Genomic DNA, 26,649 nt, shown 5'->3' on the forward strand with positions numbered 1-26,649 from the left:
CGGACCGCGGCCAACTCCCCACTCATCACACCCGGTCAACGGCCCGCCCCATCAAACGGACACGCCACCAGCGACTGAACCTGACCAAGCCCTACTAGCGCCCAGGACGCAGTAGGTACTACCCAGGCCCGGAACGCGCCGTGGCGGTCCTCGGTCGTCCGGCCAGGGGTCGTGGCGGGGAGCGCGAGCCTCTGCGAACGTGGACGAAGGAGCGAGGCGAGGTCATTCACCGTGCCGCATAACGCATCCGGCCCCCGTGACATGGCGTCAAGGGGGCCGGAGTTGGTAGCGGGGACAGGATTTGAACCTGCGACCTCTGGGTTATGAGCCCAGCGAGCTACCGAGCTGCTCCACCCCGCGTCGGTAGACCGCAGCCTACGGCATGCGAGTGATCCAAGCAGACCATTACTCGCTGCCGGAGCTGCGGACTTGCGGAACTTACAGGGCGGAAGTGCCCATTGTGGACGACAATGGAAGGTGCGTGCTGGTTGTGGCTCAACTTTTGTGAACCGGGCACGATGGTCAGCCAGGTGGTTCAACGGTTGTGGTTTTGTGCGCACCGGCGCCCTATCGGCGCGCTGCGCGAACGCCGCCAAACCGTATGGGCTTTGGCGCTGCATCAGGCGGGCGGATCAGCTGGAGGCCGAACCCGACCTGGACGCGCTGTCCTTCTGCCCCCACCTGTGGCGTCGCCCGCCCCCCATCCGGGCACGCCTGGGCGGCCCGGCCCGCTGCCACCCGAGCGCGCAGCACCTGCAGCTGACCGAGTCGGTGCTCCAGGAGGCACCTCGCCGTGAGGTTGCGCACGCCTGGACCTGACCTGCTGCCGACGTCGGCGCCGATGACCGCGGAGGCGTGGCTCAGCCGGTGGCACGCTGAGTTGTATGTGACCCACTGTCGGGCGACGGTGTGGCGGTGGCTGGGGTGGCGGTCAGAGGTGACGGGTCAGTGCCCGCGACGGATCAACGGCCTGGCGGGGCGTCAACCTGGTACATCCGCGCTGAGAGGTAAGCCAGCTCTATAGCATGGCCGTCATGGCCGATCCAAAGTTCGGACAGATTGAGGAAGCCGCCTTGTCGGATGTACTGGCGTCGGGGCGGCTCTGGCGGGGCAACGGCGTCGGCTGGGGAAGTCGGCACGATTCCGCGGCCGACGCCGCCGCCGACCGGTTGGAAGACGCTTTCGCGCGGTGGCTTGGGTTGCCCTACGCACATGCGGTCAATTCAGGGACGTCCGCCAATGAGGCGGCCATTGCCGGCCTGGGGCTCGAACCGGGGGACGAAGTGATCTGCCCCGCGGCGTGTCCGGCGTTCGTTCCCTTCGCCGTCCTCGCAGCGGGGTGCGTGCCCGTCTTCGCCGACGTGCATCCGGAGACGCTCCTGCTCGCCCCCGACGCCGTCGAGGGGGTCGTCAGTGCCAGGACGCGGGCCGTGGTGGTGGTGCACCTCTGGGGGCTACCAGCTCCGGTAGTCGAGATCACGGCGATGGCGCGGAGATTGGGCTGGAAGGTAGTGGAGGACTGTGCGCAAGCGTTCGGCACGCTGATCGGGGGACGACCCGTCGGCACGTTCGGGGACGCCTGCTGCTTCAGCCTCCAGCAGTCGAAGCACATCACGTCCGGCGAAGGCGGCGTGTTCGCGACCACGGACCCGGACACGTACACACGAGCCGTCCTCTACTCCAGCGCGGGCGTCCCGCACTTCCGCTTCGGCCTTCCGGTCCCTGCTAAGCGTCCTGGTTCGGTCGGCCGCGGCCACATCGGCTTCGGACACAACCACCGCATCAGTGAGATGCAGGCGGCTATCGCACTGGCCCAGCTCTCCCAGCTTGACGAGTTCAACCGGCGGAGGGCCGAACTCGTCGCGCTCATCGAGCTGGAGCTGGCGCGACGGGACGACGTTCCCATCCGTAGGCTGCAGGCTTTTCCGGAGGCCAGCGTGTCCTACTGGCGGTACCCATTCATCGTCCCGGCCGGTCGCGGGTCGTTCCAGGAGATTCCCTATCTTGAGCCGGCTTTCCAGCGGATGGACAGAGAGCGCCGTACGCCCTTCGGTCTGCCTCTGCCGAAGCATGTGACCTACGCACCCGGAGCGTGTCCCCAGGCGGAACGGGGCGCTTCTCAGATCCGTGCCTTGTCGGTGCACCACTCCCTGACCGACGGCGAACTGTCTGCCTCCATCGACGCCATTTTAGCCGACCTGTAGGTCAGGCACGCTCGAAGATGCCAAGACGGCTTGCGAGCCGGTCGGCGAGCCGGTACCCCATGGCGGTGATGGTGAGGATCGGGTTCGCGACACCCACGCTGGGGAAGGCCGATGCGTCTCCTGTGAACACGTTGTCCCATCCGAAGAGCGAACCGTCAGGAGCGGCGGCTCCCTCCGCGGGGGATTGTGCGATCCGTAGGGTGCCTGCCTCGTGGTAGCTGGCTCCCCGGGGCATGACTGCGGGCGGGGCGAGCCAACTACCGCCCAGGAGTGCGGCAATGTTCTGCAAGCCGCGCAGGAGCGACATCTTTCGCCGCTCGTCGCCGGGTGACAACCGCAGCACGGTCGACGCCCGAGGCACACCGTGACCGTCGACGCGGTCGGGAGACAGTGTGACTCGGTTCTGCCGTTGGGGATCCATGGCGGCGGAGCCCGTGACGCGCAGGACCGATCGACCGTCAGCGGGATGCGTGACCGAGCATATTTCGACCTGGAACCGGTTCTCCAGAGCGGCGCTTTGCGGCGGTACGAAGACATTGATCGGGCCCGGAGGGATCTTCTGATGTCTGGACACGTCGAGATAGCCCCTGCAGTAGACGTGCTCCATGAGATAACGCCCGACATTGGTGCTCATGCCGTTGAGCGCTTGAACTCCGGACACAAGGACCAGCCGCGCGGATTCGACGGCGCTTGCGGCGAGTACGAAGGCTCCCCCGTGCACGTCGAAGTGCGCTCCGCCCGGTTCTCCGGCAGGCACACACCGCACCCGCGACATGTGCCGAGGCCTCGCGGGATCGGCCACCAGCCGGACGGCACGAGTGTCGGTGAAGATCCTCAGCCGGCGGGACGGTGCGGCTCGGTCCATGTCGAGAAGCGCGAGGAGGCGCTCGACACTGCTGTGGTGAGGTAGTCCGACACTCGGCCTGCGCTCAGTGTCCACCGCGGGGCCGCACGGGGGATGCCGGGCGTGGAGGTTCGCGAGGGACTCACACACGTACTCCTGCGCCGGCCCGCCGCACCGGGATCCTCCGAGCAGACGGGTTTCCGCCTCGCGGAAGTACGGATCGAGTTCTCCTTCGGTGAGCGGCCACAGCCCGTTCGGCCACAGGGTGAGATCCGATGCGTAGAAGCGGTGAAGTTGGCTTCCCCCGACGATGCCGCGGCCGCCCAAGGCCGGCAGGAGGGCCCCGCCTTCGTCCAGGTCTCCCTCCCATGGGCAGACTTGATGACGTGCGAGGAAGCGGTCCCGCTCGCCGATCAGGGCGCCGTTCGTATAGAAGTGCCGACGGAGCAGAGTCGAACCGCGTTCGATTATGGCGATCGTGACGCTGGGCCGCTCTTTGTAGAGCCGTTCGGCCACGGCAACGCCGGCGGGTCCGGAGCCGATGACGACCACATCGAAAGAACCTACTGCTGATATTCCGTTGGTGAGAGGGGACGCCATCTCATCCGGTGATCTCAGTAAGCGGATACTCCGACGACAGTGCGGCCAGCAGCGCGAAGCGGGAGATGTCGCTGATCCGCATACGCACCCCTGCGCCGCTAAAGCCCGCGTATGACCCTCCCTGGAGGAAGGCGCCACAGGACTTCGGTTCGAAGGGAATGGCATCCAACTGGAGATTCTCCCCTTTTCGGAAATAACGCCGGAGGCTGTGGAACGTCATCCCAGGTATGCGTACGACGACGATCAAATTGATGAGCATCTCTTCCCACTCCGTCGCCACCGCGACGAGCCGAAAGCTGGCGGATTCTACGACTTCGCGGGGGAGGTTTAGCTCATCGCGCTCGGCAAGGCAGCGCTTCGCCGTGCGCATTGGGTGGGGAACCTTGGCAGGCCCCTGATCCTGCTGCCAGTCCATACTCTCGCCCACGGACACCATCCACGTGGAGGGTTCCGTCGCAACGTGGCTCCCGCGCCGTGCCAGGAGGACCATGTCATCGTCCCCGGACACCACCACGAGATGGACGTCCAGACGGCGCGGCAGCCGCATGTAATCGATCTGTCCATTGAGGACCTCGCTCTGAATCCGGGAGATCGTGCGCTTGGTCGCCTCGGAGGTCCAGTAGTCAGAGCGGGCGAGGTCCAGGGTAACGACGTCTCCCTGGTCGATCACTGGTGCGTTCCAGTCGACCAGATGAGCTTTGGGACGGTTGGGTGTGGGCTCGACGCCGGCCCGTCGATCGGCCGAGATGAATGACGGGTGGGCCTCTAAGTCCTCTAGTTCCCCCAGTCCCCGCACGACGACACCGTTCAGGTCGACGCCCGCATAGTCGCAGATAGTCGAGTCGACGACGATCGACCCAGCGACAAATTCGGCTCCGAGCCGATGGGCGTCGACACCGATCCGGTTGGACATGCCGAGGGATTCAAGCCGGGCGTCGGCGATGTCGGGCGCTGATGTCCCGGTCCCGGCGGTGACCGTGGCCGTGGTTGTTCCTGCAGTCTCGGGTGTCGGGCCGGTGGTCGGGGCGTCGATCAGTGCTTGCTGCCGGTTAATCTGCTGGTGGAGCTCCCTCATCTCAGCCTCAATGATGGGACGTTCCTGCCCCGTCGCGCGCCGCAGTTCTCGGCTCACCTCGCTCAGACGGATACTGAGTTGTGAGAGGATTCCCTCGCGGCTGGTAGTCCAGGAAAGATGCCGGCGCAATTGAGCTATCCCCGAATCGAAGTCAGTGAAGGGAATATGCTGACGCGAGCCGAGCCGAAAAGGTTGTTCCGCATCAGCGTCCAGCAGTAGCGGTATGACGGGCTTCCCGTATTTCAGCGCTTGGCTCCACTCGAGTTTGCACCCCGAACCGTCTCTGACACTGTCGTTGGTCATCACGAACAAAACACCTTGACAGGCGCGCAACCACTCTTCCAGCTGTTCGTCCCAATCACGTCCGGGCCGCAGATCTCGTCTGTCGATCCACACCTCGTAATGAGGTGGCCCCGCTTCCAAAGCGTCCGCCAACCGCAGCGCGAACTCCACACCATCGAGTGCCGAGTAACTCAGAAAGAACCGCCCCACCGCCACGACTCCCTTCTGAAGGGTTGTCTCACCTCTGCTGGGCCCGAGCGAAACGACCTTGCCGTGGGCTGAGGTGGCCGTCACATCCGAGTCCCACTGTAGGATGCGGCGTCCTTCGCCGGACGGAGATCCTGTCAGCTCATCCAGCACGGCACTGTCACGTTGTTGGGTGGGTAGGTGTCTGATGGTGCGTCGTGGCGTGGTGGAGCCCGGTTCCGGGCTGTGCTCAGGCCGTGACGGCGGGGCCGGCGACGCCGGTGATGTGCTCCCAGATTGCGAAGCGGACGGTCATTTCGGCGCGGTAGTCGTGTGCGGGGATCAGATGGCGGCGGGGCCGGAAGTGGGGCGAGATGCTGCTGAACGAGGACAGGAACCGCTGTGCTCCGCCCACGGAGCGGAAGCCTTTCATCGCCCGTTCGCGTTGCCTGGTGGGCTGGTGGCTGTTCTCCGCCCGGTTGTTCAGGTACTTCGACTGGCGGTGCTCGACGCAGAGCATGACCTCGCGGTGGGCCGCGCCGTAGGAGCGGAGCTTGTCGGTGATGATCACCCTGGGCACCGTGCGGGTCTTTGTGAGGAGTCTGCGGAAGAAGCGTCGGGCTGCGGCCTTGTCCCGCCGGTTCTGCACGAGGATGTCGAGGACGTTCCCGTCCTGGTCGACGGCCCGCCACAGGTACTTCTGTTCCCCGTTGATCTTGATGAAGACCTCATCCAGATGCCACTTGTCCCCAGGCCGGGGCTGCCGGCGGCGCAGCGCGCCTGCGTAGGTCTGCCCGAACTTGCCGCACCAGCGGCGGATCGTCTCGTACGAGACGACGATCCCGCGCTCAAGCATCAGCTCCTCGACCTCGCGGAACTGAGCGGGAAGCGGTGGTAAAGCCGCACACAGTGGGAGATGACCTCGACCGGATACCGGTGCCCCTTGTACGACAGCGACGCACTCCCCACGGACAACCCTTCCCAGGCTGATCAAACCGAAGATCATCCCACCGGTCAGCCAACGTGACAGTGCCCGCTAGCCCCTTGCCGGTGCCGTCCTCATGTGAAGAGGGCTCGATCGGTGGGTTGAGCGGTGATCGGGGTGAGGCAGAAGACGCGGATGTACCGGCCAGCGCGGGCGGCGTAGGTGTCGTATACCGGTAGAGCCAACAGGATGCGGGGGCGCTGCTGTTGCTTCTCGTGGGTCGTGAGCTGCCGTGCGGTGACCGGCCAGGCGCGGGCCTGGGTGGTGACCGTGGCTCTGGGGTCGTGCAGCAGGTTGGTGCTCCATGCCGGGTCGCGGCTGCGGCCGAAGTTGCTGGCCACGACGATCCAGGTGCCGTCCGGATCCTGATGGGCGCACAGCGGCGTGGTGCGCGTACGGCCGCTGCGATGTCCGGTGGTGGTCAGCATGATTGTGTCGACGAACAGCCGACTGGGCAGGAGCCGACCGCGGGTGAGCCGGTGGACGAGCAGGTCGCATCGAGGCAGCACATGGGGGGCGATCCGGGTGAAGGCACGGGTGGTGCCGAGGCGGACGACGAGCGGGTGGGGCACGGGGGGCTATGTCCTCGGGGTCGCGGGGAAGGGGATGGGCCGGTACGGCTCGTGCTGGTGCGGGCGTTGATCGGGGCGGCCCGCGTCGGGCCAGGTGGCGAAGGCCCGCTCGGCCATCGCGGTCACTGTCAGCGCCGGGTTGACGCCCAGGTTGGCGGGAACTGCGGAGGCGTCGGCGATGTGCAGGGTCGGATAGCCGTGGATGCGGTGGTAGGGGTCGGCGACACTCGTGGCGGGGTCGGTGCCGATGCGGCATCCGCCCAAGAGATGGGCGGTGACCGGCAGTCCCAGGACGGTGTTCCACAGGGGGCGGGCCCGGCCCTTGATGAGGCGGGCGTAGTGGCTGGCGACGGTCTCGGCGGCCGGTAGCCGTACTGGTTCGGGTTCGGGGCTGCCGGGGCGGAAGCTCATCCGCCCGCCGAACGGGCCGTGTCGGTAGTGGCTGGTCAGATGTGAGTCCCGCTGTTCCATGGCGAAGAGCACGGCGCTGCGACGGCCGAAGTCCCGCCAGGAAAGCGGCACCGGCGCGGTGAGCAGCGCCGCCGGATGGGAGCCGGATCCGATGCGGCACATCTGTACCAGCAGATCGGGGTGTGGCCGCAGTGCGGAGCTGATGGCGACGCCGGGGCCGACGTCGAAGTCCTCGGCCCAGACGGCTGTGAACACCTCGCGGTTGGTCCGGATGTGCGTGCCCAGCGCAGGCGAGAGTCGCGGCAGGTGAGGGCGGGAGCGGTGCAGGAGTTCCACTGTGCCCCAGGCGCCGCCCGCCAGCACCACCTGGCGCGCCGTCAGCACACGCTTCTTACGCACTGGATGGCCGCCGCGCGTATGGATCTGCCAGGTGCCTTCCGGCAGCGGGACGAGAGTGCGGGCCTCGGTCAGGGGCCGGATGTCGGCTCCGGCAAGTTCGGCGAGATGGAGGTAGTTGTGGTCCAGGGAGTTCTTGGCGCCGGTGCGGCAGCCGAGGACGCAGCGTCCGCACAGGGTGCAGCCGTTGCGTGCCGGGCCACGGCCGTTGAAGAAGGGGTCGGGCACCGGTTGGTCGGGGGGGCCGAAGTGGATGCCGACCCGGGTGGCGTGCACGGTTGCGGATACCCCGAGGGCGTCGGCCGCCTCCCGCAGGGCGTCGTCGCCCGCCGCCTGCCTGGGCACTGGCGTGGTGCCCAGTATCCGCTGCGCGATCCGGTAGTGCGGGGCGAGTTCGGCAGCCCAGTCGACGGCCGGATCCCAGCAGGGTGACCGGAGTACGGCTGCGTCCGGCAGGTAGTGCACCCCCGCGTAGACAAGCGAGCCGCCGCCGACTCCGATGCCCGTCAGGGCGGCCAGCCGGCGCCGTACCCGCAGTCGTACGATCCCCCGGCACCCGAGCCAGGGAGCCCACAGCAAGCGGTGAGCCTGCCACGGGGAGGCGGCGAAGTCCTCCGGCCTCCGGTACGGCCCGGTCTCGACGACGGCGACGCGGTACCCCTTCTCCGCCAACCGTAGCGCCGCGACAGCTCCACCGAACCCCGATCCCACGACCAGCACGTCATACACGGCTTCCACGACCACCCCCACCCGTCACGCCCAGTACATTACCCGTCGCATAATGTGCTCGCGACGATCCGGGAGAGTGCCCGTGACTGCCTCCGCTCCTTTGCCTGCCGTCCCCACCGCTCCCGGGGCGCTGCCCCTGCTGGGGCACGGGCTGAAGGCCGTACGTGATCCGCTCGGCTTCGTCGTGTCGCTCAGCAGGCTGGGGCCGCTGGTACGGGGGCGGGGCCCGCTGTTCACTCCTGACGTCTACATGGTCAACTCGCCGGACCTGCTCCGGCAGATGCTGGTGACCGACGCCCGCAGCTACGCACAGGGGCGGATCAGCGAGGGCATCGGCTCCCAGTTCGGCCTCAGCCTGGTGATGGACATGCGGTTCGACGGATTGACGCTGTTCGAATCCCATCGCCGTCACCGTCGTGCCGTGCAGCACGCCTTTCACCCGCACCGGATCGCCGCCGGGACACCCGCGGTCCGGCAGGCCACCGAAGAAGCGACCTGCCGGTGGCAGCCCGGCAAGACGCTCCGGGTGGATCTGGCGATGGCGCAACTCGCGTACACCGTCAACGCATACGCCCTGTGCGGAGACACCCCGGCCCACGACCGGGTGGTGGCCGGGATCGCGGGCCTTTCCTCGCACACCACCGCGGGCCTGTACTGGCGCATGGCCCTTCCCCGGCTCGCCCATTTCAGGCACGTCCCGGGCACTGGCCGCTTCACGCGGGCTCTGACCGGCCTGCGCGCCGCCGTCACCGCCGCTCTCACCCACCACCGCCATCACGGCGACGGCGGCGACGACGTCCTTTCCCAGCTCCTGCGAGCTCGGTACGCGGACACGGACGAGCCGCTCACCGACCAGCAGATCATCGCCGACACGCTGTTCCTGCTCTTCGCCGGCGTCCACGGCCTCAAGGACGTGCTGCCCCACGTCCTGTACGAGCTGCACCGCCATCCCCACATCGAGCAGCGTGTGCATGACGAGATCGACTCCGCCCTCCAGGGCCGTCCTGTACAGGCCGAGGACCTGGCCCGGCTCGCGTACACCCGACGCGTCGTCAAGGAGACCCTGCGGCTGTACCCGGCGGTGTGGATGCTGGCCCGCCGCACCCTCGTGCCCGTCCGTCTCGGACCGGCGGAACTGCCGGCGGGCACCGAGCTCCTGTACAACAACTACGCGGTACACCGCAATCCGGATGTTCACCCCGACCCGCTGCGCTTCGACCCCGACCGCTGGCTGCCGGAGCGCCTCAAGCCTCTGCCCCGCTGCGCCGACCTCACCTTCGGTGCCGGGGTACGCAAGTGCATCGGCGACGCGATGACGATGAACCAGATCCTCATCGCCCTGGCCACCATCGCCGGCCACTGGACCCTGCGCACCGCGCCGGGGCACCGCTACCGGCCGCGGGTGGGCATCTTTCTCGCTCCGGGCCCGATGCCCATGACCTGCCACCCCCGTAAGCGTCCATGAGGCCAGGTCGGCTCGCCGCGCATCCCGTGCACTTCGTCCAGGGGCCAACGGCACCCGGGGAGCCCGTGCCTGGCGCGGCAACTGGCTGCGATGACGTATCAGCCGATGGTGTGTTTGGCGATACTTCGGTCCGGGATGGTCGTTGGGCTGATCGTGATCGGCGACGAATTGCCCATGAGGACCTGCGGCGGGCGGACGAGCCGCCGGCGTTTCGCTCTGGCGCTGGCACCCCTGCTCGTGGGTGCCTCCGTCCTGCTGGCCGGGAGTGCCGAGGGAGCCGTATCGGTGGCGTTCGCGGGGGAGGTGCCGGTGACGGTCCACGCGGCGCGGGTGTCCGCAGTCGGCGTGTCGGCCTCCCCGGCCGCCTCCGGCCGTGGCGGACTGCTGCCGGCGCTGGCCACGCGGATGGAACAGGCAACGGTGGAGGATGCCTGCGTCACCTCCACCGCCCACCTGCCGGTCGTCGGAGCGGTGACGGCAGTCGTACGTATCGAGCACTCCACCGCCGCTGGCCTGACGGTGGAGACGGACAAGGCCACGGCCCGCTCGGTGAAGCTCACCGGCGCGAAGTTCAGCACCCCGAAGGTGTCCCCGAACCGGCCCACCGGCCTGTTCACCGTCGGCGCGCGGAAAGTCAGCGGCAGCACGGTGACCACACAGCCGCATGCCTTCACGGCCGGGACGATCACCTCCCGCGGTGTCACCATCGATCTGCGCCAGGGTGAAGGCAGCTGCGAGCCGGGAGCGGCTCGGTGAGTACGGCGATCCGCCCCGGCCCGCGATCTGGGTGGCGGGCGTGGCGTCGGGGCCGCCCGTTCACGGCGGGCCTGCTGTTGGGGCTCGGAGGGTTGGAGTTGATCTGCGTCTCCTGGGTGGGTCTGGGGTTCCTGCGGTTCACCGGCACCGCGGGCGCCGCCTCATGGGCCCTGGGCACCCTGTTCGTCGTCGCCGGTGTGACGACATGGCGCAACCCTGCCCTGCGCTACTTCTCCGGCGTCCTGGCAGCCGTCATGTCCCTGGTCAGCCTGGTCGCCGCCAACCTCGGCGGCCTGCTGCTGGGCTTCCTGCTCACCGCCGTCGGCAGCGCCCTCGCCCTGGCCTGGATCCCCCAGCAAGCACCTTCGACCCCAGAAAGAGGAGGCGTGAGGTGAGTTCTCCCGCCCTGCCCGCCGCCGTCTACCGGCGCAGCAGCATCCACGACGCGGCCCTGCGCCGCGGCTACGAGGTGTGCCGCCGCGCCACCCGCGCGACGGGCGAGATCGAGTACGCCGTCTCGCTGCTGCTGCCACCGCCGCTGCGGACCGCCATCTGGGCGCTGTACGGCGCTGTCCGGGCAGTGGACGACCTGGCCGACGCGGTCGGATCCGCCGGCGAGGCGGATCCGGGGCGGGCCGAACGGCTGGAAGCGTGGATCTCGGCGTTCGACGTGGACCTGCGCGAAGGCCGCGGCAGCGACCCGGTACGGCAGGCACTGATCCACACCATGCTGACCTGGAACCTGCCGCCAGGATTCCTGCACACCCTGTTCGAGGAACTCCGCCAGGACGTCCGCGGACGGCAGTTCGCCACCTGGCAGGAGTGGCGGCACTACAACAGCCTGATCAACACCCCGCTCGTGCTGCGGGCGGGCTCCCTGCTGCTACGGGCCGCGGGCCTGCCCACCGAGCCGGAGGCGATCGCCGCAGCCGTGCCGGACGCGGGTATGGCCTGCCAGACCGCCGTCGAGGCGATCTACCTCACCGACGCCCTCGTCGACCTCTCCGACGACCTCGACCGCGGCCACGTTGCGCTGCCGCAGGAAGCCCTGGACGAGGCCGGCGTGCACCGGACGGACCTACTGGCCCGGCGCACCACCCCGGAGTTCGAGGACCTGGTGCGCCGCCTGGCCGACCGGGCCCGCACCTGGCTGGACCACACGCCACTGCCGCCGGTGCTGCACCCGTCGGTCGGCATCGCGCTCGGCGCCTACACCGACCTGTACCGGCTACGCCTGAAGACCGCGGCCGACGCCCCCGCCACGCTGCTGCACAGTCGCCCGGCCTTGCCACGAAGCACCCGGCTGCGCCTGATGCTGCCCGCCCAGGCGAAGGCCGCGCTGGCCTGGGGCCTGTTCCCCTTCCCCATCCAGCCCTGCCCGCCGCAACCCGCACCGGCCAAGACGCCCGAACGGTCCGGCGAGGCCGAAGGGATGCGCTCGCCCGCCGCCCAGCGGCACCCGACCGTCGCTCCGACTCCCCACCCCTCGGGAGTCCGCCCGCCCCAACTGCCCGGCGAAGATATGCCCCGCCACGTCGCGATCGTGATGGACGGCAATGGCCGCTGGGCCACCGCCCGCGGCCTGCCCCGCACCGACGGCCACCGGCAAGGAGTCGAGGCACTGGTCGACGTCGTCCACGGTGCCCTTGAGATCGGTCTGAAGTACCTGACCGTGTACGCGTTCTCCACCGAGAACTGGAAACGCCCGGCCGCCGAACTGCAGACCCTGATGTACGAGATTCCCCAGGGCGTGCGTCGCCTGATGGACGAGAAACTGGACCTCCGCGTGCGCTGGGCCGGCGTGCGCTCCCGCCTCCCGGCCGACGTCATCGAGCAACTCCTCCAGGACGAGCGGACCACCCGCGACCGCACCGGAATGACCCTGACCATGTGCGTGAACTACGGCGGCCGCACCGAGATCACGGCAGCCGCAGCGAAACTCGCCCAGGAAGCGGTCGCCGGGAAGGTCGACCCCGGCTCCGTCTCCGAGCACGCCTTCGCCCGCTACCTCCATGTCCCCGAACTGCCCGACGTGGACCTGCTCCTGCGCACCGGCGGCGACCAGCGCACCTCTAACTTCCTGCCCTGGCAGGCCACCTACGCCGAGCTGCTGTTCCTCGACACCCCCTGGCCCGCGGTGGACCGCCGCACCCTGTGGGAAGCGATCGAACAGTACGCCCGGCGCACCCGCCGCTACGGCGCGGTCCCCCGCATCCCCGCCCAGACCGGCCCCCTGAGTGGACACGGAGCACCGATGACGTGAGTCACGTGGTCATCCTGGGAGGCGGACTGGCGGGAACCCCTGGCCGCCGTGGCCATGGCCCCGTACGTGGACAAGGTGACCGTCCTCGAACGCGACGCCCTGCCTTCTAGACCCGCCGCGCGACCGGCGCCCCCCAGGCACACCGGGTCGTCATGGACCTGCGCTCCGACAGCTTCCTCGTCATTGCCGACAGCCCCGCCGCCTGAGCGCCCGCTTCCGACGCTGCGGCCACGGCAGCGGTCCTCTCCACCCCGGCGACCACAAGGCCGTCGCAGAGTTCACCGCGATGCTCACCGCCAGACAGAAGCCGACCCCGTGGACCGGTCGCGGCGACGTCGCCGTACGAATCACCCCCGACGCCCGCGCCCTGGAGCGCGGGCGTCCCACTGAAGGGCAGCAGCCCGACGCCAACCCCATCGCCCTGGTCCTCATCCACCCCGACACCGAAACCGCCCTCACCGGCACACTCCACCGCGCCAGATCCTGGATCCACGGCGCATGGGCCGACCCGTACCGGCTCCTCACCCACGCCCTCGCCGGGCGCGACCTCCCATCCGACATCGAAGCCCGCCGCCACCTTGCTCTCGTCCTGCGCGGCCGCCGCCGCGACCCCGGCCTGGACGACCGGATCGTGGCCGCCGCCATTGCCACGCACTGCCTGGACATCAGCGAGCCGAAGACCGTGCGCGGCCTGGAGGCCGACTACCGCCTCTACACCGCCCGGTGGGACCTGTCCGACCTCCCCGCCCGGCGCCGCCCACCAACTCCCGTGCCCGGCCCGGACCGGCAGCCCCCGGCCGATACCGGCGAGCCGGCTGCGCCCCGGGCCCCGGGCCAGGACGCGGGGGAGTGGGAGATACCCCGACTCCCGCTGCAGTACGAGCGAGCTGCCCTCCCCGGTGCGGTGGTGCGGGAGAAGCTGCGCACCACCACCACCGCCACCGCCGTGCGGAGCCGGGCGTACGACGTCGTCGCGCACCAGCAGGCGGCGATGCCCGAGCAGCTGCTCGCGCCCCCGGCCGCCGACCCCGAGCACGACGACCAGGACCCGGAGGTCGGACGCCAGGAGGCGATCGACCTGACGGCGCTGCGGGCCCTACTGGAGTCCCGCACCGACGTGGAAGCCCTCGATCTCACAGCCGAGCGACTGCCCCACCTCGGGGCCGCCTTTACCGCGGCGGCCGACCGAGCCCGCGCCACCATGGACCGCTACGCCGAACAGGACGATGCCGACGCAGTGCGCCCGGTGCGCCAGGACGACCAGCAGGCGCACCGCCCGCAGGAGCCCGGACCGCACCGCGGCCGGGAGGCCGGCCACTGAGTGGACCCGATGCCGCGCACCCGATGCCGTGGTGCGCACCGGCGATGCCCGGCATCCACTCCACCGAGTGGAGCCCACCGGCACCGGTTCAGCGGCGGGGCGGCGTGGCACCGGTTGAAGACGCAGCTGCACGACGCGTACAGGGCAGGGGCCTGCGTCAGTCGGGCTTGTTGAGGACGTACGCCGTGTAGCGAGTGTCGCGCCCGATGGCGCGGTGAGCTCGGACGACGGCGACGACGTGGTCCCAGTCGCGTGCGCTGAGCGTTCTCAGGCCGGGCCACCGCAGGCACAGGGCCTGTCGGCCGACACGAGTGGATGCGAGGCCGGCGAACAGGGCACAGAGCTGGCCTGCCCTGTGGAGTACGGGCGTGGTCCAGTCGAGGATGCGGGGCGGGGCGAAGCCGGCCGCGGAAGCCATCAGCGGGTACTGCGCGTACGGCTCGATGTCGGTGAAGCGCCAGGTCCCGCGTACAAGGCCGGTCGAGTCAAGGGTCTCGAACGGCTGCTCCGTAGGGGAAGTGACATCCACGAGGACCAGTCGGCCTCCTGGGCGGAGCAGCCGGAAGCTTTCGTGCAGGAACGACCGACGGCCTTCGTGGCCGAAGTGGAAGGCGGCCTCCAGACAGTGCACTCGATCGAAGGAGCCGTCGGCCAGCGGGACCCCCGCTGCTTGCCGCGGCAGAGCGGTGGCATCGGCGACGGCGAACAGCGCGCCGGTACACCGGACGAACCGGCGACGTGCGTGGTCGATCTGCGCGGGCTGGATGTCCACGCCCACTGCCCGGCATCCCGCGGCGGCCAACTGCGCCGTAGTGTCACCGCGACCGCATCCGGCATCCAGTACGAGCTGTCCGGGCCGGGTTTGCAGCAACGCCAACGACCGGCGGGCAAGACGCCGCTGAAAGGGCGCCGGACCGGCCAGGACCGCGACCGGCATGGTGGGCAGTGTGAAGTAGCCGATGTTGGCCAGGTTCTCCCAACCCAGGTGCCGCAGCACCCGGAAGAGCACACTGTCCTCGTTGTAGGCACTCGAGATGTCCCCGCCGTCGCTCATCGGCGCGTCCTCAGCTTCCACGCGTACTCCAGTCACCCATCACTCGCCCGGTCCGGCCCCCTCACCCCAGCATCGGTCCGCAAACTGCAATGTGCGAACGCAGGCGTCGGTCTCGTACCGCCGGAGCCGCCCTGGGGCGCGGTGTGGGCGCCGGGCCCGTCCACGAGGACGGCGAGGGAAGCGTCGGGCCAGCTTGCCGAAATATCATTCTCAACGGCGGTTCCAGCTCGGGGAAGTCCGGTATCGCGCGGTGCCTGCAGGCCGTACTGCTGGATCCGTGGCTGGCGTTCGGGGTCGATTCGCTCGTCGGACCGAGGGGATCAGCAGGAGCCCGTCGCCGGCGAGGCGGACTGTTCCGACTTGGGGGAAGTGTCCGATCTCGATACCGCCGGCTTGCCAGGCGATGCTCGGGTGCAGGCTCTCGATGGTCGTGACCCATCCGTGTTCGCCGATCACACCCACCCGGTGCACGATGTCGCGCTCACAGATCGCGCGCAGTTGCGGCCAGTCCGCGGCGAGCAGCTCGTGCCACGCCTGGTCCATCGCCTCGGCGATCCTGGAGACGGCGTCCGTCGAGTCCAGCACTGCGCGTACGCGGGGATCGTGGGCGGACGGGCCGGTCGCGTTGGTGGCGAATTCGTGGCGGGCCGCTTCCAGCTGTGTAACCCGGATCATGGCCAGGTCGTCTTCCCAGGTCTGGTTGAGGCCGCGCGGGGGCGGGGCGACGAAGTTCGGTCCGGATTGGGGGCTGTGCAGGGCGAGGACGGCGTTCAGTTCGGTCTCGCGGCGAAGCCGTTCGAAGGCCTTGTCAAGTTGCCGGTGTGGCAGGCGAGTTGGGGCGCGTTGATTGTGCTCGGGTGCAGTGCCGGTCCTGTGGTCAGGCGTGTGCGGGTGCCCCGATGACGGTCTTCCAGATGCGGAACCGGTGGATCATCTAGGTGCGGTAGTCACTCGCTGTGATCAGATGCCGTCGGGGTCGGAAGTGGCTGGAGATCCGGCTGAAAGAGGCGAGGAACCGCTGGGCCTTGCCGACGCTGCGGAAGCCTTGCATCGCGTACTCCCGCCGCGGGGTGGGCAGATGCGAGTTTTCGGCTCTGTTGTTCAGATATTTCGAGGTCCGGTGCTCGACAGAGGGAATGACCTCGCGGTGGGCCGCGCCGTAGGAGCGGAGTTTGTCGGTGACCACTACCCGCGGCACGCACTCCGTTGTCTTGAGGAGCTTGCGGAAGAACCGCTTCGCCGCCTTCGTGTCGCGCGCGTTCGTCACCAGGATGTCGAGCACGTTGCCGTCTTGGTCCACCGCGCGCCACAGATACCGCATCCGCCCGTTGACCTTGATAAACACCTCGTCCAGATGCCACTTGTCACCCGGACGCAGCCGACGCCGGCACAGGCGCGCGGCGTACTCGGGGCCGAACCGCTCGCACCACAGGCGGATCGCCTCGTAGGACACCTGGATGCCGCGCTCGAAGAGCAGCTCTTCCACGTCACGGAAGGACAGCGGGAACCGGTGGTACAGCCACACGGCATGCGCGATCACTTCCGGCGGGAACCGGAACCCCTGGTACGACGGCACCCCGGACTCCACGGCAACCCCTCCTCACGACGACCCCAGCCAAGATCATCGCGCACCGCCCAACGAACTTGACAAGACCCGAGAGCCCGTTCCAGGGCCGGGAACATGCTGTTCAGCAGGGCCTTGAGCCGGTTGGTGGCGCGGGTCCGGTCGGGACCAGACCGACGCGGTGGTCAGTCAGCAGCCGCAGCTCGATCGTGGCTTCGTCGCCGGGGCGGATCGGCTGCAGATCGTGGCGCATCCTGGCCTGATCGGCGATCACGCGGGCGTCACGGGCGTCCGTCCTGCCCTGGCCCCGGTAGCTGTCGGTGGCCCGGTTGACCGCGATACCGGGGATACAGACGAGCTCCTGGCCATGGTTGACCAGCAGGGCGATCAGCAGGCCGGGCTCGCCGCCAGTCATGTCCAGCGCCCAGGTCGTCCCGCCACCGTCGGCGCGGTCCAGAACATCACCGATCAGCTTCAGCAGTTCCGGCTCGTCGTTGGCCACCCGACGCGACAGCAGCGTGTCGCCCTCGCTGTCCAGGACCAGGCAATGGCGGTGGGTCTTGCCGTAGTCGGTCCCCGCCCATATCCGGCTCATTGTGCTCCAGTCGTCATACTTGCCTTGCGGACGACCTCGCCGGCATTGCTCTACACAGCGACTTGTTCGCACTTCCCAATCGGCGGCCGAGTCGTCGTGGGGAGCCGGGCGGCCAAGCACCTGAAGCCACGAACGGCAGCCACTTGTCAGCCACACCCGACTTCCCCTGGGTGTCCTCACCCTACGAACGGGAGGACCAACCCGTTCAAGAAGGTTGAGCCACTTGTCACCGGGCTGGGGCCGGCGACGGCGTAGTCCGTTCGCGTAGGCCTGGCCGAACCTGGCGCACCAGCGGCGGACCGTCTCGTAGGAGACCACGATCCCGCGCTCGAGCATGAGCTCCTCGACCTCGCGGAAGCGGAGCGGGAAGCGGTGGTACAGCCACACACAGTGGGAGATGACCTCGACCGGGTACCGGTGCCCCTTGTACGACAGCGACGCGCGCCTCACGGACCACCCCTCCCAGGCTGACCAACGGGAAGATCATCCCACCGGTCAGCCAACGTGACAGCGCCGGTGAGCGCGTTCGGCGAGCGGGTAGAAACGGCCCTCGGCGTCGCGTGCCTCGGAGATCCCGTCGGTGTGGAGCAGGAGCTGATCGCCGGGGCGGAAGTCGGCACGGAACGGCTCCGGCGGTTCCGTACCATGTGCCGCAAGCCGAGGGGGAGCGCGTAGGAGGAAGGCTCGGGCCAGGCGATCGTGCCGTCGGCGCGTACCAGCAGGGGCGCCGGGTGGCCGAAGCACCGCGTACGGCGCTCCCGACGCGGCGACCGGCGAGAAGCAGGAGGGTCCCGCCCGGGTACGGGCGGGACCCTCGTCATTCAGAGCCTGCGGAAGGCGATCTGGTCAGGCCCAGGGGTTCACCGCCGTGAAGGAACTGTCGGCGCGGAAGGTGTCCGTGGCCTGGTACGGGTCCACGCGTAGCGCGTAGTTGTAGTGCCGGATATAGCGGCCGGGGAAGTTGTACGACTCCAGGCGGACGGAGCCGGAGGTCGTGCCCGGTCGGGCGCAGTACGTGGCGTCCTTCTTGAAGATGTCCGTTCCGTTGCTCACGTCGAACCGGATCCGGAAGTCCCAGTGACGCAGGTAGCGGCCGGAGGAGTCGCGGAAGGAGTAACAGTTCGCGTCGGCCAGGCCCGGGACGATCGTCCAGGTGGCGCTCTGCTTGACGGCGGTGGTGCTGGAGGAGGTCACCGGGTCGGCGTAGGCGAGGCTGTCGGAGCGGACGACGCCGTAGCGGCCGGTGAAGTTGACGGACTGGAGCGAACGGGTCGTGTTGGTCGGCAGGGTGACGCCGCCGGCCACCGTCTCCTTGAGCACGGTCAGGTGGCGGACGGTGCCGCTGAGGCCGGGCAGTTCGGTGGGCGCGGACCAGGTGGCGAAGTTGTCGTAGCTGTCGCTGTACCAGTACTTGGTGTCGCGGTAACCGTCGTAGTAGATCCGCCAGCCGCCGTTGTCGAGCTGGACGAGCGCGGGGCCCTCCACGAAGTCGCCGAAGCCCGTCCAGTTGCCGGTCTTCTGGAATGTGTACGGACCGGTGAGGTTGGAGGCGGTGGCGTACTCGATGTACTTCGTCGTCTCGTTCTTGGTGAACGCGTGGTAGGTGGAGCCGATCTTGACGATGAAGGTGTCGATGTAGTTGGGGCTGATGCCGCTCAGCGCGGTGGGGGTGCTCCAGGCCGTGAGCGCGGAGTTTGTGGCGGTGAGCTTGTACGGCTTGAAGGTGAACTCGCCACCAGCGGTCGTGGACGCCGACAGGATGATGTTGACGCTGCCGTCGGTGTCGACGAACCACTCCGGCGCCCAGGCGCGGGCCAGGCCGCTGATCGGGACCGTGTAGTCGTACAGGAAGGTCCAGTTGAGGCGGTCGGTGGAGCGGGCGAAGCCGATTGTGGTGCTCAGCGCGGACCAGGTACGAGTGGTGTAGGTGAGGTAGTAGAAGCCGTCGGTGTGCTTGAAGATGCTGGGATCCCGGATCATCCCGGACGGCGGAACGTATGCCGGGCCCTTTCGCAGGGTGAACGCGGTGGCGTCAGGCGAGTCGTACACGTACATGTTCGACTCGCTGTTGTTGGTGAACGCGGTCATCGTGTATCGCGTCGCCTGCCCGGCGGGCGGGGCCGCGGCTCCGGCCGTGCCGCCGAGGGCAGTGGTGAGGCCCAGCAGGGCGGCCACCGAGGTGAGGAGGGCGAGGACCGCCCTGAGGGTTCTGTTCAACGCTTGTCCCATTTCTGCGTCAACTGCCCAGAGGTTTTGGGTATGTTCGAAATATCGGATATTGTGCGCAACTTCGAGGCAGTTCCGTCCGGTGCCCCGTACGGGAAGAGGGGGCACCGGACGGAACTACGCCGTCCGGGAGGTGGGTACGCACGAACACGTTGATCCTGCGCACGCCGCTGCCGTCGTTGTACCGCTCCATCGCCCAGCCGAGCATCTCCGCGGTCGCTGACACAGCCCCGGTGACCGCGCCGTCCGACTCGACCAGCAGTCCGCGGCGGGGAGCGTCGGCGAGCAGGACACCGCCCTCACGAGGTGCCGGACGCGTGTAATCCGAGGACCAGTTGCAGGCATGGGTGCCCCGGAGTGTGTCCTGATTGCTCAGGACGTCGCGCAGGCCACCGTCGGTGTACATGCCTGGGACAAGCCCGCGCGGGCGATCGGGCACGCTCTGGAAGAAGAGCACGGGCGCCTCCTCCAGCTTCAGACCAGCGCGCAGGACTTCCCGGACTTTCACGCGGTCCGCGGCCGGTGCGGGCGCCGGCGCCGTGGCAGCGGCCGTGGACCGCGCACGCAGGCCGTCGTTCAGGAGGCGGTATACCTACAAGAGGGCGGAAGCTGGCGGAGGCGACCATGTCGGTGGGGTCCTCGCCGGGCTCCAGGAACACCGGCACGATGATCCGTGCGACCTTCGTTGAGCTGTCGCGGTTCAACGTGAGTGCGCGGCCGATGTTCTGCAGTGGTGGTGGGCTGCGGCTGCCCGCGGCTGTGGCTGAGCGTGTCGGTTGATGGCGGCGATCACCCGCGGATCAGGCCCAACTGGCCCGCGCGTACTCCGGCCTGGAAACGGGAGCCCGCGTTGAGGGTGACGAGCAGTTCGGCGACCCGGCGGCGGTAGGTGCGCAGCGACATGCCGAGTTCCCGTGCGGCTGTCTCGTCGGTGGCGCCGGAGGTCAGGGCGCGCAGAACCCTTGCGGCTTGGGCGTCGATCCGGGGCCATTCCGCGCTGAGGAAGGCCGCGAGGTCGGTGGCGCTCTCCCAGGCGGCTTGGAACAGCGCGTAGGCCCCGTCGACCAGGGCCGGTGTGGCGCTCATGGTGTAGGTGCGGTGTCCGTGGGCGGCCGGTGCGGGTGCGATGGGGCTGGTGAGGATCATGGTTCGCCGGTCGATGAAGAAAGTTCCCCGGGACAAGGGGGCGGCGGTGATCCGGATCTGCATGCCGTGTGCTGCCATCTCGCGCAGGGCTTCCCGGTCGCGCTCGTCGGCGAGTACGGCGGGGCTGTACAGCTTGCGGGCCGGAACTGCCCCGTTGCGGCGCATCGTCAGGCGGGCGGCCTCGCGCGCGCCGGGCCAGGTGTCGAGGTCGCGGGCGACGTTGACCCATTCCGTGTCGTCGGACTCCGTCAAGGGCTTGAGCCGCGTCCAGAGCTCAACATCACCGCGAAGCATCATGACCTGTGGCATGCGTTCATTGTGCCGGTGGCAGCAACATGCCACGCTCTCGTCGGCTGGTGCCGGGCCGTACAGGCTCAAGCCCATGAGCAACAGATTCCGCCTCGGCGGCGACCTGGACGTCAACAGGCTCGGATTCGGCGCCATGCGTCTGCCTTCCAAGGACGGTATGGGCGGCCCCGCCCGCGACCCGGAGGCCGGCCGCGCCGTACTGCGCCGAGCCGTCGAACTCGGGGCCGACCACATCGACACCGCCGACTTCTACGTCAGCCACGGCGGTGCGGTGCGTGCGAACAGCCTGATTCGCGAGGCGCTGTACCCCTACCCGTCCCACCTGGTCATCGCGACCAAGGTGGGCCCGATCATCCGTCCCGACGGCCTCCACCAGGGCACCCCGGCCGACATGCGCGGCCTTGTCGAAGCCAACCTCACCGGCCTGGGCGTGGACCGGCTCGATCTCGTCTACTTGCGCATCGGGGCGATGACATCCCCGCACGGCGAGTCGCTGGCCGAACGCTTCGAGGCGCTCGCCGCGCTGCGCGAGGAGGGCCTGATTCGGCACCTCGGCCTCAGCAACGTCGACACCGGCCATCTCGCGGAGGCTCGCGCCATCGCACCTGTCGCCGCCGTACAGAACCACGCCGCCCAGCGTGACGAAGCGGACGTCCTGGCCGCCTGCCAGGAGTCCGGCATCGCTTTCGTGCCCTTCTTCCCTGTGGGCGGCGGTCGGGAACTCGACGACGAGCGTCTTGCGAAGGTGGCGGCCCGGCACGGCGCCACCGTCCCCCAGATCGGCCTCGCCCGGCTGCTGGCCTCCTCCCCGGTGGCCCTGGCCATCCCGGGCACGGGATCCCTCCCGCACCTGGAGGACAACATGGCCGCCGCCGCGATCACCCTCACCGACGACGACCTTGCCGACCTGTCCTGACATCGCACACGAAAGAAGCCCCTGCCATGAAGCTGCTGATCCTCGGCGCGACCGGTCCCACCGGTCGTCATGTCATCGACCTGGCGGTGCGATCCGGTGACTCGGTCACGGCCTTCGTCCGCAACCCGGCGGCCCTGGGCGACCTGGCGGAGCGGGTCACGCCGGTCACCGGCGACGCCACCTCGCACCGCGACCTCGCAGCCGCGGCGGCCGGGCACGACGCGATCGTCTCCGCGCTCGGCAGGGGCAGTTCGGTGCGCGCCGACGGCCTCTTCACGCGCGCCTCGGCGGCCGTGCTCGGCGCAGCCGGGGAAGCGGGTGTCTCCCGCCTGGTGTGGCTGTCCTCGTTCGGTGTCGGCGACACCTTCCACTGGTCGAGCACCGCACAGAAGCTGATCTACAGCACGCTGCTGCGGTCGATCTACGCCGACAAGGAGATAGCGGACGAGAGCATCCGCTCCAGCGGGCTGGACTGGACCGTGGTCTACCCCACCAGGCTGACCCACGGCCCCGCCATGGGCACCTACAGGGCGGACGACCGGCTGCTGATGAAGGGCAACCCGACGATCAGTCGCGCGGACGTCGCCGGCTTCCTGCACCAGGCTGCACACGGCAGGGAGTGGATCAACCGCGCCGCCGTGATCTCGGACTGAGTGTCCGCACTCCGAGTATGACAGTCGTTATAGAGGGATGTAGCCTCAAGCTCTGGATCTATAACGACTGTCATAGGAGGATGCCGTGACGATCATTACCGTGAAGGCTCCCAAGGGACGCCTCGGCCTTGAGCAGCGCCGTGAGCTGGCCGAGACACTGACGGACGCGGTGCTGGTGCCCGAGGTGGGACAGCCCGTCCCGGCCGCCCGCGTCGGGTTCCAGGTGCACTTCGTCGAGCGCGAGCCGGACATGATGGCGATCGGGGGACAGCTGCTTTCGGACGCCGGTCAGGAACTCGACGTGATGGTGATCGACATCGCGGTCATGGACGCCGCCTGGCAGCCGGACGTACGAGGCCAGGTCATCGAGCGCGTCCTGGCCGCGCTGGCGGAGTCCTGCGGACTGGAGAAGCCGTCACCGGCGTGGTGGGTCAACTTCCGCGTGATCGACGAGGGCAGCTGGGGCTCGTCCGGGGGCGTGCTGTCCATCCTCCCGCTCCTCGAGAGCGGTGTGTTCACGGAGGAGAGGGCCAAAGCCGTCCGTGCCGCGCTGGGCGCCTGAAGTCGACAGCGGCGGGCTTCCAGGCATGCACGGAGCCTCGCCCCTGCCCGGTCAGCTCTTGATCGCGGCGAGGACGAGGGCCTGCAACTGCTCCGCGGTGCGGTCCAGGGGCTGAGTGCTGCGCTTGGCGCGGCACATGGCCACGGTCCCCTCGACGGCCGCGACGACGAGGGTGGCGAGCTGGGCCGCCTGCTCACGCTCGGCGCCGTGCTCGTGCAGCGAGTCGGCCAGCAGGATTTCCCAGGCGTCGAAGACGTCAGCTGCGGCTACCAGGGCGGCCGGCGTCTCGTCCGTGGGCGGCTCCTCGATGGAGACGGCGAGAACCGGGCAGCCCGCCCGGAAGTCACTGTCGACGACGATCTTGCGCCACAGGTCGAGGAATGCCCGCAGCCCGGCGACCGGCCCCGCCTCCAGCTCCTTGCGCAGACGGCGCGCGACCCACTCGCCCGTGTAGCGGACGGCCTCGGTGGCCAACTGCTGTTTGCCGTCGGGGAAGTAGTGGTACGTCGAGCCGAGCGGCGCCCTGGCGTGCTTGGCCATCTCGCGGATGCTCGTCGCGTTCAGACCGCGCCGGCTGATCATGTCGGCCGCACCGGCCACGATCCGCTCGCGCGCCGCCGGGCTGGGCTTGGTCACGTACATGATCCCTTCTGACCCCACTGGATATAACAGCCGTCATAGTCTAGCGTGACCGGCACTTATAACGACCGTCATAGATCTGTGTCGTCGAACGACAAGAAGACGAACTAAACAACGCGAGGTATGCCATGCCGATGATCCGGCTCACCGCCCCGGCAGCCGCCCTGACCGCACAAGGCCGCCAGAGCATCCAGCGTGACCTCGCGGCGGTGCTGCTGCGCTGGGAGGGCGCACCCGACACGGCGTTCTTCCGCGCCCAGGCGTGGAGCTACCTCACCGAACTGCCGGAAGGCGCCCAGACCACCGCCGAGGACGACGCGCCGCGCTTCCTGGTGGAGGTCACCGTCCCACAGGGAGCCCTGTCCGAGCGCCGCAAGGCGGGCCTGGTCGAGGAGGCGACGAAGACCGTCCTGGCCGCGACCGGCCTCGGCCGGGACGACGCCCCGCGGGTGTGGGTGCTTGTGCACGAGCAGCCCGACGGCACCTGGGGTGCGGGCGGCTCCGTCATCCGCTACGCCGACCTGGTGGCACTGGCGAAGGGGCAGCGCACCGATGCGTGAACTGACCTACATCGCCCGGCGCACCGTCGAGTGGCGCGAGACGCCCGACCCGACACTCCAGTCCGACGGGCAGGCGATCGTCGCACCGGTGGCCGCCACCTCCTGCGACGTCGACTCCTCCATCCTGGCCGGTCACGGCTTCATCGACCCACCGTTCGCCCTCGGCCACGAATGCGTCGCCCGGGTCGTCGAGACCGGCGACGCCGTGACCACCGTCGCACCCGGCGACCTGGTCGTCGTCCCCTGGTCCATCAACTGCGGCACCTGCGAGCGATGCCGGGCCGGGCTGACCGCGCACTGCACCGCCGTCCCCTACATGGCGATGTACGGCGCACCGATCGGCGGCAGTTGGGGCGGGCTCTTCTCCGACCTGGTCCGCGTGCCCTACGCCGACGCCATGCTCGTCCCGCTGCCGGCCGGCCTCGACCCGGTCGCCATGGCCTCGGCCAGCGACAACTGGTCCCTGGCCTGGCGCCTGGTCGCCCCGCACCTCAAGGCCCGCCCCGGAGCACGCGTCCTGGTCGTCGCCCGCGGCAGCATCGGCCTGTACGTGTGCGACATCGCCCGCGCCCTCGGTGCCTCCGACGTGCTCTACGTCGACCCCGACCCCGAACACCGCACCCTGGCCCGCGCGTTCGGGGCCGCCACCGCCGAGACCCTGGATCCGATTTCCCAGGGCTACGACATCGCCGTCGAGGCCACCGGCCGCGTCGACCAGCTCGCCCTCGCCGTCAAATCCCTGGCCCCGGAAGGGATGTGCGAGTCGGCGGGCAACCATTTCCGTCCCGGTGAACTGCCCCTGCTCGACATGTACCTCAACGGCGTCACCCTGCGCATCGCCCGCGACAACGTCCGTGCCCACATCCCCGACGCCCTCGAACTCGCCGCCTCCGGCAAGGTCGCCCCCGAGAAAGTCGTCTCCCGCGTCATCGACTGGGAGGACCTGCCGACCGCGCTGCCGGAGAAGCACCTGAAGCCGGTCTTCGTCCGGGCCGATGACTGACCGCACCCGGCCCGCACCCCACCAGCCCACCCCACCGAGAAACCCGATGCACACTTCCCTCACCGACCCGCCGCCACCAACTTCCAACCCAGAGTCATGTAACCGGTTATATTGGTTACATGGACTCCTCCGCAACCACGGGGCTGACGCTGCACTCCCATACCGGCGTCGCCTACCGGTTCGACCCCGGCGCGCTGTGCCTGGAACTGCTGACCACCGGCGGCCCCGGCCCCTACCGCCGGTACGAGGTCCTGCACGAGCCCGCCGACCTGGCCGCCTGGGCGGACCGGTCGCGGCTGACCCCGACGCCCGCACTGAACATCTCCCAAGCTGAAGTGGCCGACATGCGAGGGCTGCGCGACGCACTGCTGCGGGTGATCATCGCCCACACACGCGGCGAGCTCCACCCGCCCCGCGACCTGGAGGCCATCAATGAAGCAGCCGCCCGTCCGGCCATGGCCCCCGCCATCACGCCGGCCGGGAAGCGGCAGTGGGCCGGAACACTCATCGGCACGCACCTGGCGGCCACCGTCGCCCGGGACGCCGTCGAGCTGCTGACCGGCCCCTTTGCGCACCGCATCCGCACCTGCGCCGCCGAGGACTGCCACCTTATCTACGTCGACACCTCACGCCCCGGCCGCCGCCGCTGGTGCTCTATGGAGCACTGCGGCAACCGCCACAAGGTCAGGGCGCTGCGCGCCCGCCACACCGAGGAAGGATGACCTCATGCCCACAGGACTCACCAAGGACGCCGGCTGGCAGATCGGCGTGTCCCGCATCCTGCCCCACCCCGCAGCCATCGTCTGGGACTTCATCAGCAGTCCCGAAGGCATCGCCCTCTGGCTTGGCACCGGCGCGGTCCTCACTCCCGAACGTGGCACCTCTTACCGGACGGCCGAAGGCGTGGCGGGCGAGGTGCGCGGCTACCGCCCCGCAGACCGTATCCGCGTCACCCACGGCACCACTACGGTCCAGGTCGCCCTCACCTCCGCAGCCGACGGAGCCCGGACGACGCTCCGCTTCCACCAGGAGCACCTGGCAGGCGCTGAAGAGCGCGAACGGCAACGGGCACACTGGCAGCGTGTCATGGACCAGGTCGCTACCGCGCTCGACCGGCGGTGACGACGGCGTGGGACATCTGACCGAAGACCGTCACGCACAGACGTCGGACTCCTCTCACAGCGATCCCGGGCCTTGACCCCACAGCAAGCTCAATCGCCGTTCCGGTTGATCTCGATCCTCCGAAGCGACGGCACCAGCAACGGCACCAGCATTGCCACAGCCGCCACCCCACCGCCGGTGACAGCGACCGCCGCCGTCCCGAACAGCGCGG

Annotated in this window: 24 protein-coding genes, 1 tRNA gene and 4 pseudogenes; 14 read left to right on the forward strand and 15 right to left on the reverse strand. The window is 69.0% G+C overall.

The features are described 5' to 3' along the window. Positions 1-283: 283 nt before the first annotated feature. Positions 284-360: transfer RNA gene (locus KUM49_RS42235), tRNA-Met, on the reverse strand. Positions 361-1,034: 674 nt separating this feature from the next. Here KUM49_RS42235 and KUM49_RS42240 point away from each other — a divergent pair. After that, complete coding sequence (locus tag KUM49_RS42240) at positions 1,035-2,204, forward strand: DegT/DnrJ/EryC1/StrS aminotransferase family protein (RefSeq protein ID WP_217242256.1); 1,170 nt, start codon at positions 1,035-1,037, stop codon at positions 2,202-2,204. 1 nt (position 2,205) lies between these two features. On the opposite strand, the gene KUM49_RS50080 is transcribed toward KUM49_RS42240, so the two are convergent. The 5 genes and pseudogenes from KUM49_RS50080 to KUM49_RS42265 all read right to left on the reverse strand — a co-directional run bounded on the left by KUM49_RS50080 (position 2,206) and on the right by KUM49_RS42265 (position 8,293). Further along, a complete protein-coding gene (locus KUM49_RS50080) occupies positions 2,206-3,600 on the reverse strand; it encodes a GMC oxidoreductase (protein ID WP_217242257.1) in 1,395 nt (464 codons plus the stop codon). A gap of 49 nt (positions 3,601-3,649) precedes the next feature. Beyond that, positions 3,650-5,365, reverse strand: a complete 1,716-nt coding sequence (locus KUM49_RS42250) for a toll/interleukin-1 receptor domain-containing protein (protein ID WP_217242258.1) — start codon at positions 5,363-5,365, stop codon at positions 3,650-3,652. 76 nt (positions 5,366-5,441) lie between these two features. Next, positions 5,442-6,160: pseudogene (locus KUM49_RS42255) on the reverse strand (IS6 family transposase). A 90-nt stretch (positions 6,161-6,250) separates the two neighbouring features. After that, a complete protein-coding gene (locus KUM49_RS42260; RefSeq protein ID WP_217242259.1) occupies positions 6,251-6,748 on the reverse strand; it encodes a nitroreductase/quinone reductase family protein in 498 nt (165 codons plus the stop codon). 6 nt (positions 6,749-6,754) lie between these two features. Next, positions 6,755-8,293 (reverse strand): FAD-dependent oxidoreductase, encoded by a 1,539-nt coding sequence (locus KUM49_RS42265; RefSeq protein WP_217242260.1) that lies wholly within the window; start codon positions 8,291-8,293, stop codon positions 6,755-6,757. A 73-nt stretch (positions 8,294-8,366) separates the two neighbouring features. On the opposite strand from KUM49_RS42265, the gene KUM49_RS50515 reads away from it, so the two are divergent. The 5 genes from KUM49_RS50515 to KUM49_RS49445 all read left to right on the forward strand — a co-directional run bounded on the left by KUM49_RS50515 (position 8,367) and on the right by KUM49_RS49445 (position 14,089). Continuing rightward, positions 8,367-9,749 (forward strand): cytochrome P450, encoded by a 1,383-nt coding sequence (locus KUM49_RS50515; RefSeq protein ID WP_217242261.1) that lies wholly within the window; start codon positions 8,367-8,369, stop codon positions 9,747-9,749. Between the two features lie 135 nt (positions 9,750-9,884). After that, positions 9,885-10,505, forward strand: a complete 621-nt coding sequence (locus KUM49_RS42275) for a DUF6230 family protein (RefSeq protein WP_217242262.1) — start codon at positions 9,885-9,887, stop codon at positions 10,503-10,505. Next, entirely contained in the window at positions 10,502-10,900 is a 399-nt protein-coding gene (locus KUM49_RS42280; RefSeq protein WP_217242263.1) for a DUF6114 domain-containing protein, read from the forward strand. The genes KUM49_RS42275 and KUM49_RS42280 overlap by 4 nt, the downstream gene beginning before the upstream one ends. After that, positions 10,897-12,768, forward strand: coding sequence for a polyprenyl diphosphate synthase (gene uppS, locus KUM49_RS42285; protein WP_217242264.1), 1,872 nt, complete (start codon positions 10,897-10,899; stop codon positions 12,766-12,768). The genes KUM49_RS42280 and uppS overlap by 4 nt, the downstream gene beginning before the upstream one ends. Positions 12,769-13,054: 286 nt before the next feature. Next, positions 13,055-14,089, forward strand: a complete 1,035-nt coding sequence (locus KUM49_RS49445) for a hypothetical protein (protein ID WP_254402626.1) — start codon at positions 13,055-13,057, stop codon at positions 14,087-14,089. Between the two features lie 157 nt (positions 14,090-14,246). On the opposite strand, the gene KUM49_RS42295 is transcribed toward KUM49_RS49445, so the two are convergent. Beyond that, positions 14,247-15,164: a class I SAM-dependent methyltransferase gene (locus KUM49_RS42295; RefSeq protein ID WP_308406995.1), complete on the reverse strand. Its 918-nt coding sequence runs from the start codon at positions 15,162-15,164 to the stop codon at positions 14,247-14,249. A gap of 185 nt (positions 15,165-15,349) precedes the next feature. Between KUM49_RS42295 and KUM49_RS50520 the strand changes: the two are divergent. After that, positions 15,350-15,451, forward strand: a pseudogene (locus KUM49_RS50520) (chloramphenicol phosphotransferase); the annotation flags it as partial. Positions 15,452-16,077: 626 nt separating this feature from the next. Here the strand turns inward: KUM49_RS50520 and KUM49_RS42310 are convergent. The 7 genes and pseudogenes from KUM49_RS42310 to KUM49_RS42335 all read right to left on the reverse strand — a co-directional run bounded on the left by KUM49_RS42310 (position 16,078) and on the right by KUM49_RS42335 (position 20,983). Then, a complete protein-coding gene (locus KUM49_RS42310) occupies positions 16,078-16,731 on the reverse strand; it encodes an IS6 family transposase (RefSeq protein WP_217242265.1) in 654 nt (217 codons plus the stop codon). Positions 16,732-16,799: 68 nt separating this feature from the next. Beyond that, a pseudogene (locus KUM49_RS42315) lies at positions 16,800-17,302 on the reverse strand (IS110 family transposase); the annotation flags it as partial. Between the two features lie 219 nt (positions 17,303-17,521). Beyond that, positions 17,522-17,752, reverse strand: a pseudogene (locus KUM49_RS49450) (IS6 family transposase); the annotation flags it as partial. A gap of 45 nt (positions 17,753-17,797) precedes the next feature. Next, positions 17,798-18,046: a SpoIIE family protein phosphatase gene (locus KUM49_RS42320; protein ID WP_374200273.1), complete on the reverse strand. Its 249-nt coding sequence runs from the start codon at positions 18,044-18,046 to the stop codon at positions 17,798-17,800. Between the two features lie 102 nt (positions 18,047-18,148). Beyond that, positions 18,149-19,519 carry a glycoside hydrolase family 43 protein gene (locus KUM49_RS42325; RefSeq protein ID WP_254402627.1) on the reverse strand — a complete coding sequence of 457 codons (1,371 nt, stop codon included), beginning with the start codon at positions 19,517-19,519 and terminating at the stop codon, positions 18,149-18,151. A gap of 19 nt (positions 19,520-19,538) precedes the next feature. Next, the gene (locus tag KUM49_RS42330) at positions 19,539-19,985 is read right to left on the reverse strand and encodes a hypothetical protein (RefSeq protein ID WP_217242267.1); all 447 of its coding nucleotides are present in this window, start codon (positions 19,983-19,985) and stop codon (positions 19,539-19,541) included. A gap of 332 nt (positions 19,986-20,317) precedes the next feature. Beyond that, positions 20,318-20,983 (reverse strand): DNA-binding response regulator, encoded by a 666-nt coding sequence (locus tag KUM49_RS42335; RefSeq protein WP_217242268.1) that lies wholly within the window; start codon positions 20,981-20,983, stop codon positions 20,318-20,320. A gap of 73 nt (positions 20,984-21,056) precedes the next feature. On the opposite strand from KUM49_RS42335, the gene KUM49_RS42340 reads away from it, so the two are divergent. The 3 genes from KUM49_RS42340 to KUM49_RS42350 all read left to right on the forward strand — a co-directional run bounded on the left by KUM49_RS42340 (position 21,057) and on the right by KUM49_RS42350 (position 23,114). Continuing rightward, positions 21,057-21,899 (forward strand): aldo/keto reductase, encoded by an 843-nt coding sequence (locus tag KUM49_RS42340; RefSeq protein WP_217242269.1) that lies wholly within the window; start codon positions 21,057-21,059, stop codon positions 21,897-21,899. 26 nt (positions 21,900-21,925) lie between these two features. Beyond that, on the forward strand, positions 21,926-22,552 hold the full coding sequence (locus KUM49_RS42345; protein WP_217242270.1) for an NAD(P)-dependent oxidoreductase: 627 nt from the start codon (positions 21,926-21,928) through the stop codon (positions 22,550-22,552). A gap of 85 nt (positions 22,553-22,637) precedes the next feature. Next, entirely contained in the window at positions 22,638-23,114 is a 477-nt protein-coding gene (locus KUM49_RS42350; RefSeq protein WP_217242271.1) for a tautomerase enzyme, read from the forward strand. Between the two features lie 51 nt (positions 23,115-23,165). On the opposite strand, the gene KUM49_RS42355 is transcribed toward KUM49_RS42350, so the two are convergent. Then, positions 23,166-23,756, reverse strand: a complete 591-nt coding sequence (locus KUM49_RS42355; RefSeq protein ID WP_217242272.1) for a TetR/AcrR family transcriptional regulator — start codon at positions 23,754-23,756, stop codon at positions 23,166-23,168. A gap of 125 nt (positions 23,757-23,881) precedes the next feature. Here KUM49_RS42355 and KUM49_RS42360 point away from each other — a divergent pair, with 125 nt between their 5' ends. The 4 genes from KUM49_RS42360 (at position 23,882) to KUM49_RS42375 (ending at position 26,438) form a co-directional block, all read left to right on the forward strand. Next, the gene (locus tag KUM49_RS42360; protein WP_217242273.1) at positions 23,882-24,313 is read left to right on the forward strand and encodes a tautomerase family protein; all 432 of its coding nucleotides are present in this window, start codon (positions 23,882-23,884) and stop codon (positions 24,311-24,313) included. Continuing rightward, positions 24,306-25,316: a zinc-binding dehydrogenase gene (locus tag KUM49_RS42365; protein WP_217242274.1), complete on the forward strand. Its 1,011-nt coding sequence runs from the start codon at positions 24,306-24,308 to the stop codon at positions 25,314-25,316. Before KUM49_RS42360 ends, KUM49_RS42365 begins: the two co-directional genes overlap by 8 nt. 119 nt (positions 25,317-25,435) lie before the next feature. Then, on the forward strand, positions 25,436-26,038 hold the full coding sequence (locus tag KUM49_RS42370) for an ABATE domain-containing protein (protein WP_217242275.1): 603 nt from the start codon (positions 25,436-25,438) through the stop codon (positions 26,036-26,038). Between the two features lie 4 nt (positions 26,039-26,042). Then, positions 26,043-26,438 carry an SRPBCC domain-containing protein gene (locus KUM49_RS42375; protein ID WP_217242276.1) on the forward strand — a complete coding sequence of 132 codons (396 nt, stop codon included), beginning with the start codon at positions 26,043-26,045 and terminating at the stop codon, positions 26,436-26,438. The last annotated feature ends 211 nt before the right edge of the window (positions 26,439-26,649 follow it).

Origin of the sequence: Streptomyces sp. AC555_RSS877, from assembly GCF_019049245.1 — a bacterium.
Taxonomy (GTDB): Bacteria; Actinomycetota; Actinomycetes; order Streptomycetales; family Streptomycetaceae; genus Streptomyces.